The sequence below is a fragment of the Tardiphaga sp. P9-11 genome (assembly GCF_008329525.1).
Taxonomy (GTDB): domain Bacteria; phylum Pseudomonadota; class Alphaproteobacteria; order Rhizobiales; family Xanthobacteraceae; genus Tardiphaga.
Genome location: NZ_NPKQ01000004.1, coordinates 401373 through 417672 on the forward strand (window position 1 = coordinate 401373; position 16300 = coordinate 417672).

The 16300-nt window shown below is 62.4% G+C and carries 13 protein-coding genes; 6 read left to right on the forward strand and 7 right to left on the reverse strand.

Annotation, left to right across the window (positions count from 1 at the left end):
- Positions 1 to 190: 190 nt before the first annotated feature.
- A complete protein-coding gene (locus CIW50_RS17305; RefSeq protein WP_149532439.1) occupies positions 191 to 2296 on the forward strand; it encodes a DEAD/DEAH box helicase in 2106 nt (701 codons plus the stop codon).
- Positions 2297 to 2406: 110 nt separating this feature from the next.
- On the opposite strand, the gene fabG is transcribed toward CIW50_RS17305, so the two are convergent.
- The 4 genes from fabG to CIW50_RS17325 form a co-directional block, all read right to left on the reverse strand.
- Positions 2407 to 3087 (reverse strand): 3-oxoacyl-ACP reductase FabG, encoded by a 681-nt coding sequence (fabG, locus tag CIW50_RS17310; RefSeq protein ID WP_149532440.1) that lies wholly within the window; start codon positions 3085 to 3087, stop codon positions 2407 to 2409.
- A gap of 12 nt (positions 3088 to 3099) precedes the next feature.
- Positions 3100 to 4317, reverse strand: coding sequence for a multidrug effflux MFS transporter (locus tag CIW50_RS17315; RefSeq protein WP_172980359.1), 1218 nt, complete (start codon positions 4315 to 4317; stop codon positions 3100 to 3102).
- A gap of 106 nt (positions 4318 to 4423) precedes the next feature.
- Positions 4424 to 5599 carry an MFS transporter gene (locus CIW50_RS17320; RefSeq protein ID WP_283808847.1) on the reverse strand — a complete coding sequence of 392 codons (1176 nt, stop codon included), beginning with the start codon at positions 5597 to 5599 and terminating at the stop codon, positions 4424 to 4426.
- Between the two features lie 184 nt (positions 5600 to 5783).
- Positions 5784 to 6371 carry a TetR/AcrR family transcriptional regulator gene (locus CIW50_RS17325; protein ID WP_149532442.1) on the reverse strand — a complete coding sequence of 196 codons (588 nt, stop codon included), beginning with the start codon at positions 6369 to 6371 and terminating at the stop codon, positions 5784 to 5786.
- A gap of 197 nt (positions 6372 to 6568) precedes the next feature.
- Between CIW50_RS17325 and CIW50_RS17330 the strand changes: the two genes are divergently transcribed.
- The 5 genes from CIW50_RS17330 to CIW50_RS17350 all read left to right on the forward strand — a co-directional run bounded on the left by CIW50_RS17330 (position 6569) and on the right by CIW50_RS17350 (position 13352).
- Positions 6569 to 7777 carry an efflux RND transporter periplasmic adaptor subunit gene (locus CIW50_RS17330; RefSeq protein ID WP_149532443.1) on the forward strand — a complete coding sequence of 403 codons (1209 nt, stop codon included), beginning with the start codon at positions 6569 to 6571 and terminating at the stop codon, positions 7775 to 7777.
- 126 nt (positions 7778 to 7903) lie between these two features.
- Positions 7904 to 11134, forward strand: coding sequence for an efflux RND transporter permease subunit (locus CIW50_RS17335; protein ID WP_149532444.1), 3231 nt, complete (start codon positions 7904 to 7906; stop codon positions 11132 to 11134).
- Positions 11135 to 11330: 196 nt separating this feature from the next.
- Positions 11331 to 12038 (forward strand): GrlR family regulatory protein, encoded by a 708-nt coding sequence (locus CIW50_RS17340; protein WP_149532445.1) that lies wholly within the window; start codon positions 11331 to 11333, stop codon positions 12036 to 12038.
- 82 nt (positions 12039 to 12120) lie between these two features.
- Positions 12121 to 12972, forward strand: coding sequence for a tetratricopeptide repeat protein (locus tag CIW50_RS17345; protein WP_149532446.1), 852 nt, complete (start codon positions 12121 to 12123; stop codon positions 12970 to 12972).
- A 98-nt stretch (positions 12973 to 13070) separates the two neighbouring features.
- A complete protein-coding gene (locus CIW50_RS17350; RefSeq protein WP_149532447.1) occupies positions 13071 to 13352 on the forward strand; it encodes a hypothetical protein in 282 nt (93 codons plus the stop codon).
- Between the two features lie 2 nt (positions 13353 to 13354).
- Here CIW50_RS17350 and CIW50_RS17355 read toward each other — a convergent pair whose 3' ends face one another.
- The 3 genes from CIW50_RS17355 to CIW50_RS17365 all read right to left on the reverse strand — a co-directional run bounded on the left by CIW50_RS17355 (position 13355) and on the right by CIW50_RS17365 (position 16294).
- On the reverse strand, positions 13355 to 13972 hold the full coding sequence (locus CIW50_RS17355; protein ID WP_149532448.1) for a CPBP family intramembrane glutamic endopeptidase: 618 nt from the start codon (positions 13970 to 13972) through the stop codon (positions 13355 to 13357).
- Positions 13973 to 14133: 161 nt separating this feature from the next.
- Positions 14134 to 15162, reverse strand: a complete 1029-nt coding sequence (locus CIW50_RS17360) for a Bug family tripartite tricarboxylate transporter substrate binding protein (RefSeq protein WP_149532449.1) — start codon at positions 15160 to 15162, stop codon at positions 14134 to 14136.
- Positions 15155 to 16294: a mandelate racemase/muconate lactonizing enzyme family protein gene (locus tag CIW50_RS17365; protein ID WP_149532450.1), complete on the reverse strand. Its 1140-nt coding sequence runs from the start codon at positions 16292 to 16294 to the stop codon at positions 15155 to 15157. The genes CIW50_RS17360 and CIW50_RS17365 overlap by 8 nt, the downstream gene beginning before the upstream one ends.
- Positions 16295 to 16300 lie beyond the last annotated feature (6 nt).

The window sequence follows — 16300 nt, forward strand, 5'->3', positions numbered from 1 at the left end:
AGCAATGATTGGCCTTTTGCTGCGAAGCAGCGTAAAGCTCGGCCGATCCCGATACGCACCGGACTCCTGGACCCGACGTGACCGCCAACTGAAGGGCGGCAGATTCGTTTCCGTTTGGTCCAAGTATTGATCCCGTGGATCCCAATGAGTCCGACCGCGACGCGGTTCGCTGCAAGCAAGGTTTACATCTGTGTCATTTCTTTCGACTGGTCCGTCGCTCGCCCGCGCGTTGGCTGAGCGTAACTACAATGAATCCACCCCCGTCCAGGCCGCCGTCCTCGCTGACGATGCTGTCGGCCGCGATCTTCTCGTCTCGGCGCAGACCGGCTCCGGCAAGACCGTCGCTTACGGTCTGGCGATCGCCGACAATCTGCTCGAAGGCGCAGAGAAGCTGCCGAAGGCGGGATCGCCGCTGGCGCTGATCGTCGCGCCGACGCGTGAGCTTGCGCTGCAGGTGCACGGCGAACTGACCTGGCTCTATCAATATGCCGGCGCGCGCGTCGTCTCTTGCGTGGGCGGTATGGATCCGCGCAAGGAACAGCGCGAGCTGGCCGCAGGTGCTCACATCGTTGTCGGTACGCCCGGCCGTCTGTGCGATCATCTGCGTCGCAATCGTCTCGACGTTTCCGAATTGAAGGCCGTGGTGCTCGATGAAGCCGACGAAATGCTCGACATGGGCTTTCGTGAGGACATGGAGTTCATTCTCAAGACCACGCCGGCAACCCGCCGCACGTTGCTGTTCTCGGCAACGCTGCCGCGCGGCATCGCCAATCTGGCCAAGCAGTATCAGCAGCAGGCGTTCCGCGTCGAAGTCGCTGGCACCGAAGGTGGCCACTCCGACATCGAATATCGCGCGATCCGCATTTCGCCGAACGACGTCGAACACGCCGTTGTCAACGTGCTGCGCTATTTTGAATCGCCGAGCAGCATCGTGTTCTGCAACACGCGCAACGCAGTGAACCACCTGCAGACCGTCCTGCTGGAGCGCGGCTTCTCGGTCGTCGCTCTGTCGGGCGAACTGTCGCAGAACGAGCGAACTCACGCGCTGCAGGCGCTGCGCGACGGGCGCGCACGGGTCTGCGTCGCTACCGACGTGGCCGCACGCGGCATCGATTTGCCCAATCTCGGTCTCGTCATTCACTCCGATCTGCCGAACGATCCGGAAGTGATGCAGCATCGCTCGGGCCGTACCGGCCGCGCCGGCCGCAAGGGCGTCAGCGTTCTCTTGGTGCCACCGTCGCGCCGCCGCCGTGCCGAGATGTTGCTCAATCTTGCCGGCACCGATGCGGTCTGGGGATCGGCGCCGACCGTCGAGGAAATCCGCGTGCTCGATCAGCAGCGCATGCTGCAGGACACGCTGTTCACTGAAGAGTCCACCGAGGACGATCTGACGCTGGCGCGCGCGATGCTCGCCGAGCGTTCGGCCGAAGAGATCGCAGCGGCGCTGGCGCGGCTGTATCGTTCGCGTCTGCCGTCGCCTGAAGACGTGCAGGATCCCGGCACGTTCCGCGGCCGCGAGGATCGCGCTGGAAGCCGGAACCGTGGCGAAGACGGTGCGCCGGTCCGCAAGACCCCGAAGAAGAGCGAACCGATGGGCGAGGGCGCCAAGTGGTTCCGCGTCGCCATCGGCCGGCAGAAGAATGCCGAAGCGCGCTGGCTGCTGCCGATGATCTGCCGTCGCGGCGGCATCGAGAAGGCCGATATCGGCGCGATCAAGATCTATGACGGCAATTCCGAGTTCGAGATTTCGGCAGCCGCGGCCGAGAAGTTCGCTACCATGATCAAGCGTCCGGACAAGGAAGACAATATCCACATCGAGCCGCTGGCTAATGGTCCGGAAGGCGCGGTCGCATCGAGCCGCACGGCGCCGGAAGATCGTGACTATTCCAACAAGCGCCCGCGCAAGCCCAGCTTCAGATCCGATGGCGACCGTCCAGACTTCAAGGACAAGGGTGCCTATAAGGAGAAGTCCTGGAAGGACAAGCCGAAGAGCGACAAGCCTTATCAGGGCGACAAGCCGCGCTACGAGGGCAAACCGCGTTTCGACGACAAGCCGAAGTATGAAGGCAAGCCCAAGTTCGACGGCAAGCCGAAATACGATCCGGTGCGCGCCGACAAGCCGGCTTATGCAAAGCCGCGCAGCGAAGACACGCGTTACGAAGGCAAGCCGAAGTTCGAAAAGAAACCACGCGCGGACAAACCGCCCTACGTCGCCAAGGCCAAGCGCGATGGCGGCGTGCCGGCGGCTAAGCCGGCTTTCGGCAAGAAGAAAAAGACCTGGGGCAACGCCGGCTAGGTTTCAGGCTTTCGACTACATCGATAGCAACTAAAACTCGTCATGCCCGGCCGAATGCGCGAAGCTCGTTTCGCGCGTTCGGCCGGGCATGACGGTGTCTGCAACAGAATTCAGACGCGCCCGCTCACCGGCAGCAATGCACCAGTCACCGCGCTGGCGGCGTCGCTGGCCAAAAACAGGATCACGCTGGCAAGTTCGTCCGGCGTGACCCATTTCGAGAAATCCGCAGCGGCCATGTCGCGCCGGTTCGCCGGCGTATCGATGGTCGAGGGCAGCACGGCATTGACCGTGACCTTGCCCTTCAGCTCGGCAGCGAGTGTTTCCGTCAGCCGATGCACGCCAGCCTTCGAGGCGGCGTAGGGGCCCATGCCGGCGCCGGCCTGCAGCGCGCCCATGGCTCCGATATTGATGATCCTTCCCGCCTTCGACGCGCTCAGATGCGGCATCGCCGCGCGAGATGCATTGAGAGCCGTGAGCAGATTGAGCCGGTGCATCGTCTCCCAGCTCTTGTTGTTGCCCTCGGCGATATTCTCGAAGGTGAACGCGCCGGCTATGTTTATCAGCACATCGATCTTGCCAAATTGTTTGACCACCGCAGCGATGGCGGTGTCTGCTTGCGCGGCATCGGAGAGGTCGACGCCGCCGATCTGCAAACGATCCGGCGTAGATGCTGGCGTCTTGGCGGAATGGTCGATTGCGGCAATGGTCGCACCGCTTGCAACGGCGCGTTCGAGCACGACCTGACCCAGCGCGCCGGACGCTCCGGTGATGACGACGATTTTTCCGTTCATGGGGAACTCCTCTTACGCGCGATGATCCTGCCCGGAATTGGCTCTGGGTAATAGCCACAGATAGATAGCGCCGGCGACAAGCGCCATGCCGGCCATCAGGCCGGTCATGACCAGCGCCGGATGCCCGAACGGTTCGAACACTGCGATCATGGCGCTGGCGAAGGCACCCATGACCATCTGCATACATCGCATCACGCCGGCTGCCGCACCTGCCACATGCGGCAGGTTCTGCAAGGCTTCATGGTTGGTACTCGGTGCGAGCAAGCCGAAGGAAAAGATCGTGAGCGCCATTAGCGGCATCAGGGATGTCGTCGTGACTGCGCCCGCAGGCACCAAAGCGACCGCTGCAACGGCGCTGGCGATCATCAGCAGCAGACCGGCCATGATGATCTTGCGTGAGGCCACATGGCGGCGGCTCAGGCTCCCGCTGATCAGCGAGGCAACCAACACGCCGCAGGAGGTCAACCCGAACAGCAGCGCGAACATCGTGGTGGAGAGGCCGAGGCTGCCGATCAATACCGACGGCGCGCCGGAGATGAAGGCGAACATGCAGGCAAAGGCGAAGGCGTAGAGCAGGGAGAAGCCGACGAAGATGCGATCGGACAGCACCATGCGATAGCTTTCGATCAGTTGCGCGGGATTGAGCGAGCGGCGTTTCTCGACCGGCTGGGACTCGTCGAGAGTGAAGCCGCCGACGATCAGCAGGATCAGGCCGACGGCGGCTTGTGCGGCATAGATCGTGCGCCAGTCGCTAACGGTCATGACCCAGCCGCCCAGCACAGGCGCGATCATCGGCGCGATGCCGAGTACGGCGGCGATCTGCGACAGCTTGTGGCGCGCCGTGCCGTGTTCGAACAGGTCGCGGACGATGGCGAAGGGCAGGATGGCGCAGGCGCCTGCGGCGAGACCCTGCAGCAATCGAAAGGCAAGTAGTACGGTGAAGGATGGCGCGAGCGCGCAGGCACCCGCTGCGATCGAGAACAGCAGCAGTCCGTCCAGCAAGGTTGCGCGGCGACCGAAGCGGTCTGCGAGGGGGCCGCAGATCAGCGGCGAGATCGCAAAGCCCGCCAGGAACAGGCTGAGCGTCAGCGGTCCGCGCCCGGCGGCGTCAGCGAAGCTCGCCTCGATCGCGGGAAGGCCGGGCAATCCCATGTCGATGGACAAAGGTGGCAGTGCGGTCAATGTGCCCAGAAAGGCGGTGAAGGCGAAACTGTCGCGCCGGAGGGCCAAAATCGCTTCCTTGAAAATGCGAAAAATACTGATGCGGTCGCGGCGTTTGTCTCTACCGGAGCATGAGCTTATCCGAAAACCGGCATCCAGTTTTCGGGATCATGCTCTATTCTGCCGGACTGATCTGCGCCGGCAAAATCCTGGGGTCAATGAAACTGCTGAGCGTCAGCCCAAGCCCGACCGTGGCGACGAGTGCCGCGAGCAGCGGCAGTTGCCCATAATGCATGCCGGCGTTCAGTGCCACGCCGCCGATCCATGCGCCGGTGGCATTGCCGAGATTGAATGCGCCCTGGTTCAGGGTCGAGGCCAGGTTCGGCGCATCCGTGGCCGCATCGACCACCCAGATCTGCAGCGGCGAGACCAACGCGAAGGCGATACCGCCCCACAGGATCAGCAGCACAAGCGTCGGGAGCGCCATGTGCACCACAAGCGCAAGTGCGCCGAGCACAATGACGAGACAGATGAATGCACCGATGATAGTCGAGAGCAGGTTGCGGTCGGCAAGTCGGCCGCCGATCAGATTGCCGATGGTGAGACCGACGCCGATCGCGAGCAGCGCGCCGGTGACGCCGTGCGGTGTGAGGCCGGTGACTTCTTCGAGCAGCGGCGTGATGTAGGTGAACAGGCTGAACATGCTGACCGACGCGATGGTCGAGATCAGCATCGGCAGCAATACCGGCCAGCGGCCGAGCGCACGAAACTCTTTCGCCAGTCCGCCGCGTGTGCCCGGCATGCCTGATGGCACGAAACGCGTGATTGCGAGGAACGCGATGAAGCCGATCGCAACCACAGCCCAGAACGCGGCGCGCCATCCGGCGGCCTGTCCTAAAGCTGTGCCGAAGGGAACGCCGAGCACATTGGCCAGCGTCAGGCCGGCGAACATCAATGAGATCGCCTGTGTACGCTGTTCACGCGGCACCAGATTGCTTGCGACCACCGCACCGATCCCGAAGAATGCGCCATGGGCGAAGGCGGTGACGATGCGCGCGACCATCAACAACCAGTAATCCGGCGCGAGGGCGCAACCGATATTGCCGATCGTGAACAGTGCCATCAGCGCGAGCAGGGCAGTTTTGCGTGGCATTCCGGCGGTCGCCATTGCCACGGTCGGCGCGCCGATCACGACGCCCATGGCATAACCCGAGACGAGATAGCCGGCCTGCGGAATGGTCACCGACAGGCTGCGCGCGACGTCGGGCAGCAGACCCATGATGACGAATTCGGTCGTGCCAATGCCGAACGAGGCCGCGGCCAGTGCGAGAATAGGAAGCGAAAGTCGGATGGATATTCTCCCGAACAGAAATATTGCGATGCAATATCGGGAGAATTGCCACGACCTCAGCGATTTGGCGACCGCTTGGCGGGGGAGGCAGCATTGCGCCCCTCGGTCATCAAACTGAGAGGCGTTTCGACGGAATGGCTGCCAGCGGACTGTGCGATCTCGGCGTGAGATGCAGGCGGATGGCTTAGACCGGAGGCCAGCTGCGCATGGCCATGTCGGCGAGTTTTCGCAATTGCTCGCGCGGTGCGCCGCCTGCGGCCTGTACGGCCATGCCCTGCAGGATGGCCGACACGTAGCGTGCGAGGTCGCCGGCATCCGCATCGGCTGGCAGATCGCCATCGGCGACCGCGCGTGTGAAGCGAAGGCGCAGATCGTCCTCACTCTTCGAGCGGCGCGCCATCAGTTCCTGCTTGATCGTCTCCGCGGCATCACCGCAGCAGAGCGCGCCCTGGACCGCGAGACATCCGGGATTCCTGGGATCGGTCACCGCCTCGACGGATTCGTAGAGGATATGCTCGACCGCTTCGCGGGCCGTGGCCTTCTCCAGGCCGGTGCGGAAATAGCCTCCGGGGCCATCGACGTAGCGATCCAGCGCCTTGCGAAACAGGTCTTCCTTGTTGCCAAACGCCGCATAGAGACTGGGCTTGGTGATGCCCATGGCTTCGGTGAGGTCGGTCATCGACGCGCCTTCGTAACCCTTGCGCCAGAACACATGCAGCGCGAGGTCGAGGGCTGTGTCGGTATCGAATTCACGAGGACGTCCCAGTGCCACGGCGGGCTCTCCAAAGTTTTCTACCGTTCAGTAGATAAGTCCCTTGACAGTGGATGTCGATAGTCCATCTATACCGGACGTTACGAATGTGTGCGTTGCAGCGAGATGTCCGACGGGACCGGCCAGACGCGGAATGCACCTTTAGCTACTGAAATGACAGGGCTTTACAAGGCCTTACAGATTAAATGGGGTTCACAATGGCAACTAATCTCCCTCGCAGGGTCGCCCTAGGCGCCGGAATCGCGCTGGTCGCGGTCGCCGTTGGTGGCGGTGCCGCGCTGATGAATTTGTCCAGCGTGGCAGCTCAAGCTGAGTCCGGCGCGGTTGTTCCGGCCGACGTTCAGGCGTCGGTTGCGCTGGTCGAAGCCAAGGCCACGGCGCCTTCGGACGAGTTTTCGGGCCGCCTCGAGGCCATCGAGCGCGTCGAGATCCGCTCCCGCGTTGCTGGCGCCGTCCAGGAGATCCACTTTCGCGAAGGCGCGCTGGTCAAGAAGGACGACCTTCTGGTGCTGATCGATCCGGCGCTGTACGCCGCCGACGTCGATCGTGCCCAGGGACAGGTGTCCGCGTCGCGGGCGCGCCTGATCCTCACCAAGGCCGATTTCGACCGCGGTCAGCAACTGACCAGCTCCAGCATCACCCAGCGCGACCTCGACAATCGTATCAATGCGTATCGTGAGGCCGAAGCCAACCTCAAGGCTGCAGAAGCCGCGCTCAAGACCGCCGAGCTCAATCTCAGCTACACCGAAGTGCGTGCGCCGGTTGCGGGTCGTGTCGGCAAGGTGGAGATTACCGTCGGCAACCTGATTTCCGCTGGCCCGTCCGCGCCGCTGCTGACGACGCTGGTCTCGGTCAATCCGATCTATGCAAGCTTCAATGCTGACGAACAGGTGGTGTCGCGCGCGTTGAAGACGCTGGCAGACGAGAAGACGCCGGGCGATATCGACCGCATCCCGGTTCACATGACCACCGTCACCGACAGCGCACCGGTGAAGGGCCGCATGCAGTTCATCGATAATCAGGTCGATCCACGCAGCGGCACGGTGCGGGTGCGCGCGATGTTCGACAATGCCGATGGCCGGTTGATGCCGGGCCAGTTCGCGCGGCTCTCGATGGGCCAGCCGAAGGCAGAGCAGACGCTGCTGATCAGTGAGCGGGCAGTCGGCACCGACCAGAACAAGAAGTTCGTTATGGTGGTCGATGCCAAGGACAAGGCGCAATATCGCGAAGTGATCCTGGGGCCCTCCGTCGATGGCATGCGCGTGATCCTCAATGGCCTGAAAGCCGGTGAGCGGATCGTCGTCAACGGACTGCAGCGCGTGCGGCCGGGTGTGACCATCAAGCCGGAGATGGTGGCGATGAACGCCGCGTCTCTCGCCTCGATCAAGGCCGTCGCGCAGAACTGATAACGACCGCCCTGTCCGCAGGCGGGCAGGGCGCACTTCCCAATACACAGCACGTCATCGAGGTCGAGCGATCGGCCGCGCGGGGCTGTTGCACCCTGCAGGTCTGGATCATCACGGAATAGCGCCATGAACTTTTCAAAATTCTTTATTGACCGCCCGATCTTTGCCGGCGTGTTGTCGACGGTGATTTTTCTCGCCGGCCTGTTATCGATGCCGGTGCTGCCGATCTCCGAATATCCGGAAGTGGCGCCGCCGACCGTGGTGGTGACAGCGAATTATCCCGGCGCCAATCCGAAGGTGATTGCGGAAACGGTCTCGACGCCGATCGAAGAGCAGATCAATGGCGTCGAGAACATGCTTTATATGAGCAGCCAGGCGACGACCGACGGCAGGATGACTCTTAACGTCACCTTCCGCCTCGGCACCGATCCCGACAAGGCACAGCAGCTGGTGCAGAACCGCGTTTCGCAGGCCGAGCCGCGTCTCCCTGCGGAAGTCCGTGCGCTTGGCGTGACCACAATCAAGAGCGCGCCTGACTTGACCATGGTCGTGCATTTGCTGTCGCCGAATGACCGCTATGACATGACCTATCTGCGCAATTACGCCGTGCTCAACGTCAAGGATCGCCTCGCGCGCATCGAAGGCGTCGGTCAGGTGCAGCTGTTCGGCTCGGGCGATTACTCCATGCGCGTCTGGCTCGATCCGCAGAAGGTCGCCGAGCGAGGCCTGTCGCCGGGTGATGTCGTGCGCGAGATCCGTGCGCAGAACGTGCAGGCAGCAGCGGGGCAGGTGGGCGGTTCGCCCAACGAGCCGGGCCTCGACCTGCAGCTTTCCATCAATGCACAGGGGCGCCTGCAGACCGAAGAGGAATTCGGCGAGATCATCGTCAAGAACGGCGACAACGGCGAAGTGGTGCGGCTGCGCGACGTCGCGCGCATCGAGCTCGGCGCTGCCGACTATGCACTGCGCTCGCTGCTGAACAACAAGTCCGCAGTGGCGGTTCCGATCTTCCAGTCGCCGGGCTCCAATGCGATCCAGATCTCCGACAATGTCCGCAAGACCATGAAGGAGCTGAAGGAAAACATGCCAGACGGTGTCACCTACGACATTGTCTACGATCCCACGCAATTCGTTCGCGCCTCGATCGAGGCGGTGATCCATACGCTGCTTGAAGCCATCGCACTGGTGGTGCTCGTCGTCATCCTGTTCCTGCAGACATGGCGCGCCTCGATCATCCCGCTGATCGCCGTGCCGGTATCGGTGGTCGGCACTTTCGCGGTGATGCATGTGTTTGGCTTTTCGGTGAATGCGCTGACGCTGTTTGGCCTCGTGCTGGCCATTGGCATCGTCGTCGACGACGCCATCGTCGTGGTAGAAAACGTCGAGCGCAATATCGAGCGCGGGCTCGATCCGAAGAGCGCCGCCTATCAGGCCATGCGCGAAGTGACCGGCCCGATCATCGCGATTGCACTGGTGCTGGTCGCCGTGTTCGTGCCGCTGGCCTTCATCACAGGCTTAACCGGGCAGTTCTACAAGCAGTTCGCGCTGACGGTGGCAATCTCGACGGTGATTTCGGCCTTCAATTCGCTGACGCTATCGCCGGCGTTGGCCGCGCTGCTGCTAAAGGGCCATGACGCGCCGAAGGATGCGTTGACGCGCTTCATGGACAAGACGCTCGGCTGGTTTTTCGTCCGCTTCAACCGCTTCTTTGCCAGAAGCTCCGACGCCTATAGCGGCGGCGTGAAACGCGTAGTCTCGCGCCGTGCGGCGGTGATGGGAATCTACGTTCTGCTGATTGGTGTCACCGGTTATCTGTTCCACGCAGTCCCGGGCGGTTTCGTGCCCGGTCAGGACAAGCAGTATCTGGTCGGCTTTGCGCAGCTCCCCGACGGTGCCACGCTGGATCGTACCGAAGAGGTGATCCGTCGCATGGGCGAGATCGCGCAGAAAGAGCCCGGCGTCGAGAATTCGATTCAGTTTCCGGGCCTGTCGATCAACGGCTTCACCAATTCGTCCAACTCCGGCATCGTCTTCATCGGCCTGGATGCGTTTGACAAACGCAAGGATCCGAGCCTGAGCGGAAATGCCATTGCGTTGTCGCTGAACAAGAAGTTTGCCGGCATTCAGGACGCCTTCATTGCCATGTTCCCGCCGCCGCCGGTGTCGGGTCTTGGTACGATCGGTGGCTTCAAGCTGCAGATCGAGGATCGCGCCGGTCTCGGTTATGAGGCCCTGAACGACGCCACCAAGGCTTTCATCGGCAAGGCGATGCAGCAGAAGGAGCTGGCCGGTCTGTTCTCGAGCTATCAGATCAACGTGCCGCAGCTCTATGCGGATGTCGATCGCACCAAAGCGCGACAGCTTAACGTGCCCGTGACCTCGGTGTTCGACACGATGCAGATCTATCTCGGCTCGCTCTATGTGAACGACTTCAATAAATTCGGTCGCACCTATTCGGTGCGCGTCCAGGCTGACGCCAAATTCCGGGCGCGGGCCGACGATATTGGCCAGTTGAAAGTTCGGTCCGACAGCAACGAGATGATCCCGCTTTCGACTCTGCTGCGCGTTAAGGAAAGTGCAGGGCCGGAGCGCGCCATGCGTTATAACGGTTTCCTGTCGGCGGACATCAATGGCGGCGCGGCGCCCGGCTATTCCACCGGCCAGGCGCAGGACGCCGTGGCGCGTGTTGCCAAGGAGACGCTGCCCAAGGGCATCGACTTCGAATGGACCGAGCTGACCTATCAGGAAATCATCGCCGGTAATTCGTCGCTGATCGTGTTCCCGGTGGCGATGCTGCTAGTGTTCCTCGTGCTCGCCGCGCAATACGAAAGCCTGACACTGCCATTGTCGATCATCATGATCGTGCCGATGGGCTTGCTGGCGGCGATGTTCGGCGTCTGGTTGACCAAAGGCGACAACAACGTCTTCACCCAGATTGGTCTGATTGTGTTGGTCGGCTTGTCCGCGAAGAACGCCATCCTGATCGTGGAGTTTGCCCGCGAGCTGGAATTTGCCGGGCGGACACCGATCCAGGCCGCGATCGAGGCCAGCCGTCTACGCTTGCGGCCGATCCTGATGACCTCGCTGGCCTTCATCATGGGCGTTGTGCCGCTGGTGACGTCCACTGGCGCGGGCTCGGAGATGCGTCATGCCATGGGTGTCGCAGTGTTCGCCGGCATGATCGGCGTCACGGCCTTCGGCATCTTCTTCACGCCGATGTTCTATGTGCTGCTGCGTGCCATGGCAGGCAACCGTCCGCTGACCCAGCATGGCGAAGCGACGGTCGATCAGGCGGCGCCGCTGGCACCAGGATCGCACGAAGTAGAATCGCGCCCGCATGCCACGTCGCATTCGTAACGCTTCGGGGAGAGGGGTAACGTAACGCCTGACAAGGCCTGCTAGTCCACGGACGCGCCGCCTTGCGCCATTCTACGGCGAGGAATTGCGCAGCCTGTGCCCAAGACTATTGAAATCGCACCCAACTGGCTGGGTGCGCTTTCCTCCATTGCATATCTTCCGCTACAATGCGAAAGGCGCTGCAGGGGAATGACGGGTGCGGACGGGTTTCTACAAATGCGAATACCGGGTTGATGAGGCGTCCGGTCGCAGCGTGATGTTTGTCGAGCACGGCAGCATGCTCGGCGGCAATTCGGCTTTTGCCCATATCGGCAGCTATGAGCTCCGGGGCGACGAGGTAGTGGCGGAGATCGAGAGCCGCCGCCACATGAACGATCCCAACTATCCCTCGCTGCTTGGCCAGGATGTGGCGACCATCAGCGTTACCGGCCGGCCCTATGGCGACACCTATCGTTTTCAGGGCTCGTCACCGCAGATGCCGGGTGCGAAATTCGAGTCGGTCATGACGACGATCGATGACGGCGAGATGCCTCCCGCCGGACCGATCGGTGCGGGTGGTATCGCCAATGGGCTTTATTCGATTCATCTGCGCACACTCGATGGCATTGATGGCGGGCTCAACGGCGTGATGCTGCTCCATGACGGCCGCATCCTTGGCGGGGACGCGTTCTTCTATTATCTCGGGGCCTATTCCTCGGCCGACGGGCGCTGGAAGGGCGAGATGCTCAATCAGGAGCACACGCCGGCAAAAGGCGAGAACCCGGTCTTCGGCGGCCATGAAATCGGTATCGGCTTTTCCGGCACTTGCGATGAAACCGGCGCCGAACTGGAAGCCACGGCGCTGGCCGGCAAGCGGAGCCTGCGGTTGCAGGCAGTACTGAAGCTGATCCGCAAGGCCGTGTAAGTTCCAGACGGGCGCGCTGCTTGATGGGGTGCGCGTCTGTCCCTAATGTTGCCGGCGAATGACACAGATGGCGACAAAACCCATGACACAGCGTATCGGCGCGACGTCCCTTATCTGTTTGCTCGGCATTGCCGCCGGACTGGCTGTGCTGTCCGCGCCGGCGCGCGTGCAGGCCCAATCGGCCGATCTGGTCCTGTGCGATCGCCTCGCGGCCGATCCTGCCGATCCCGACAAGCCTGCGGACGTGAAAGGCGTGGCCGATATCGCGAAAGCCGATATTGCGACCGCCATCAAGTTCTGCCGGATGGCGTCTGGCGGGTCGCGCCGTGCGATGTTCCAGCTTGGACGCGCTCTTGCGGCCAGCGGGCAGGGCACCGAGGCGCTCGCGGCGTGGCGCAAGGCGGCGGATAAAGGCAGCACGTCCGCCATGGTCGAACTTGGCGTCGCCTATGGCAACGGCACCGGCGTTGCGCGCGACGAGGCGCAAGCGCGAAAACTGTTCGAGCGCGCGGCCGAGGCCGGCAATCCGCGCGGTGTCAGCAATCTTGCAGCGCTATCGGGCGGCGCAGGCGCGGGGTCTGACCCGGTGCGTGCGCGGCAATTACTGGCGAAATCTGCGGAGACCAATGCCGAGGCCCAGTATCAGCTCGGCATGATGCTGTCGGAAGGCATCGGCGGCGCGAAAGACGATGTCGCGGCACGCGGCCTGTTCGAGAAGGCGGCAGCACAAAACCATGCGGGCGCGCTCGAGCGCATGGGCGCGTTCGCGCAAAGTGGCCGCGGTGGCGCGTCGGATAAGGATGCCGCGAAGGCTTATTACGAGAAGGCCGCAGCCCTTGGCGACGACGATGCGAAGAAGGCATTGGAACGGATCAAGTGCCCTTATGTGCTCAAGGACAAGCGCGGCAACGTCGTCAGCAATATGTGCTTCTGAGCGATCTCGCGGGCTCATTCATCGGCAACCATTTATTTCAAATTCGCTGCCTAAGCTGCCGGCGTTGAGTCGCCTTTTGTGCTTCCCTGGAGCCATCCGTGAACGAAAGCCTGATCGCCATCTGCCAGTTGTTTCTGGTGCCGCTGACCATCCTGTTTGCCGCGGTGGGCGTCGCCAATGCGCGCTTTGTCAAGTTACTGGTCTGTCTGCTGGGTGTCGGTCTCGCAGGCCTCTGGCTCTATCGCGTCTATTTGTGGACCGGCCTGTCGGTGATCGATCGCCGCACCGCTTACGGGCTCGCGGGCAGCTTCGCGCTATGCTGGGTGTTGACGCTGCTGCATCAGATCAAGAGCAGCTTCGGCGGCGGCTATAATAGGTAGGCTCAAGCGAGCCCGAGTGAAAACGCGAGCGTGCCAATTGCGGCATGCGACAGGATCACCGGCCAGATGTTCCGCATCCGCAGATAGGCAACGCCCCAGACGATGCCGACCAGAAATGTGTTGAGCATCAGGATGCTGTCGCCATAGGCGACATGGATCAGCGAAAACACCGCCGAGGAATAGATCACATAGGTCCATGGCCTGACCTGCAACCGGTCGGTCATCAGTTTGGGAATCGATCGGCACACCACTTCCTGGCAGGGACTTGAGACCAGCACATAGAATGGCGCGAAGCTGAGCCAGACCGGCGGCTTGTGATCGAAGGTCAAAAACCTGGTCTGCGCCACCATGATCGCCGCAATGCCTGCCGTGATCGCGGCGCAGAACAACCAGTGCCTGATGTCAGAGGGACGGCTGAGGCCGAGTTCCGCGACAGAGAAGCCGGCCAGCAGGCACAGCGCGATGCACAGCACGGAGACCAGCAGCAACGCGGGAATGCGATATTCGAACGGCAGAAAACCCCAGTGAATGGCGAGGCCGGGCGCAAGCAGTAGCGCGGCAAATGCCGGTAGCGGGGCGATCAATCGCCATTGGAATCGTTGCCGTCTTAAAACTGTCATGATGCTCTATAGCGGAAATCATGCGGTGTTTTAAGGGCAGAGCGGTCGCGCAAGCCGCTATAGACGAAAGCGTGATCGGCAACACTTCAAACGCGCCGGCCGAAGCGGCGCATTTTTAACGTGGGTTAATGGCAACGCGGGCGGCGGATCATCGCGGGCGTCTATTCCGGTTTGATAGCGGCGTCTTTTACGACCCGGGCCCATTTCTGGATCTCGGTCTTGATCTGATCCGCGAATTGCGCGGGCGTGCCGCCCACGGGCTCGACGCCCTGGTCGACGAAGCGACGTCGGACGTCGTCCTGCTTCAGGATCGCATTCATCTCGGCATTGAGCTTGCGCACGATCTCCTCGGGCATGCCCGCAGGACCCACGACGCCGAACCAGACATTGACCTCGTAGCCGGCGACGCCGGCATCCGAGACGGTCGGAACGTCGGGTGCGAGTGTTGATCGCGTCTTGCTGCTCACTCCAAGGGCACGAAGCTTCCCGCCGCTCACCTGCGGCAGCACATTGGGCGTGTTGTCGAAAGCGACATCGATATGGCCGCCGAGCATGTCGTTTACCATCGGCGCGCTGCCCTTGTAGGGAACGTGCACGATGTCGATGCCAGAGAGACTCTTGAACAATTCCATCGACAGATGGTTCGACGAGCCGATGCCGGTCGAGCCGTAGCTGACCTTGCCGGGATTTTGACGGGCATAGTCGATCAGCTCCTTGACCGTATTGATCGGCAGCGACGGCTTCACCACCAGCAGGTTCGGTGTCTGTCCTGCAAAGACCAGCGGCGTGAAGTCCTTCACGGTGTCATAGGGTAGGTTCTTGTAGATGCTCGGATTGGAACCGAACGGGAAGGCGACCCCGAGCAGCGTGTAGCCGTCGGGGGCGGACTTGGCGACCGCTTCGGTGCCGATCAGCGTGCCGCCGCCCGGCCGGTTCTCGACCACGACAGGAACGCCGAAGGAGTCCTGCAGTTTCTGTGCGAAGATCCGTCCGAGCGTGTCGTTAAAGCCGCCGGGCGGATAGGGGACGACGTATTTGATCGTCTTGCTGGGATAGGCCTCGCCCGCTGGCGCGGTCGCCTGCGCATGAACGCAGGCGGTACCGGCCAGAAGGAGAATGAGCGCGCCGCAGGCGAAGTGAACGAGACGCGAGGCGCGCAGTACAACTTCAGCCCGTCGCGGATCAGACATAGCAGGGACCCTCGATCAGCGGATGTGCGTTGATGAAGGCTTCGTCGATTTCGACGCCGAGGCCCGCGATCTCCGACGGCGCGACGCAGCCATTGGCATCGAGCTTGTATGGAATGCCGCCTACTTCATCCCGGAACGGATTGTGCTTGGCGACGTCGCCTTCGAAATAGCCGGGGTCTTCGACGGCGGCGAGGACGTTGATCGTCGCCGTCATGTTGATGCCGGTCGCCGAGGTGTGTGGATTGAACGAGAGCTTCCACGCCCGGGTCATGCCCGCAATGCGCATGGACTCGGTGACACCGCCGGTTTTCGACAGGTCCGGCTGCACGAAGCTCACGGCGCGGTCCTCGATCAGGCGATTGAACTCGTAGCGCGTGAAGTGGTTCTCGCCGGCCGCCAGCGGCGTCGAGCCCATCGCGGCGGCGGCCTGATAGGAGCGATAGTCGAGTGCGGGGAACGGCTCCTCGAGCCAGCCGATCTGCAGATCGTCATAGGCCGGCATCACGCGGCGCACATCGTCGAGCGTGTAGCCGGTATTGGCGTCGACGAGGATTTCGATGGCATCGCCGACCGCCTTGCGGACGGCCGTGGCTCGAGCAACGTCGTCACGTGGATTGTCGCCGACGCGCAGCTTTACCGCGCGGTAGCCTTTCGCGATATAACCCTGCGCTTCCTCGGCGAGTGACTCCGGCGCCTGCCAACCTAGCGAGATGCCACCGGCATAGGCCTTGATAGGCTTCGACGCTCCGCCAAGGAGCTTGTAGAGCGGCCAGCCCGCTGCCTTGGCGCGGATATCCCACAGCGCGAGGTCGAGGCCGCTCAGCGCCATCGCTGCGGCGTAGCCCATACCGTGGCTTGACAGCTGCATCTGATAGACGCGCTGCCACACGCCGACGACATTCATCGCGTCCATGCCGATGACGAGTTCAGCGATTGTCGTGTCGATCAGTTTGGCGATGGCGCCAGGGCAGCGGCCGTGATGTGCTTCGCCCCAGCCGGTGACGCCTTCGTCGGTCGTGACCTTCACCAGCACGGCGTCACGCTTGACGGCGCGGCCAATGCCGAGGCGGACATTCTGTCCCTGCGGGACGCGGTAGGAAATCGGAACGGCTTTGATTGCAGTAATTTTCATGGGAGC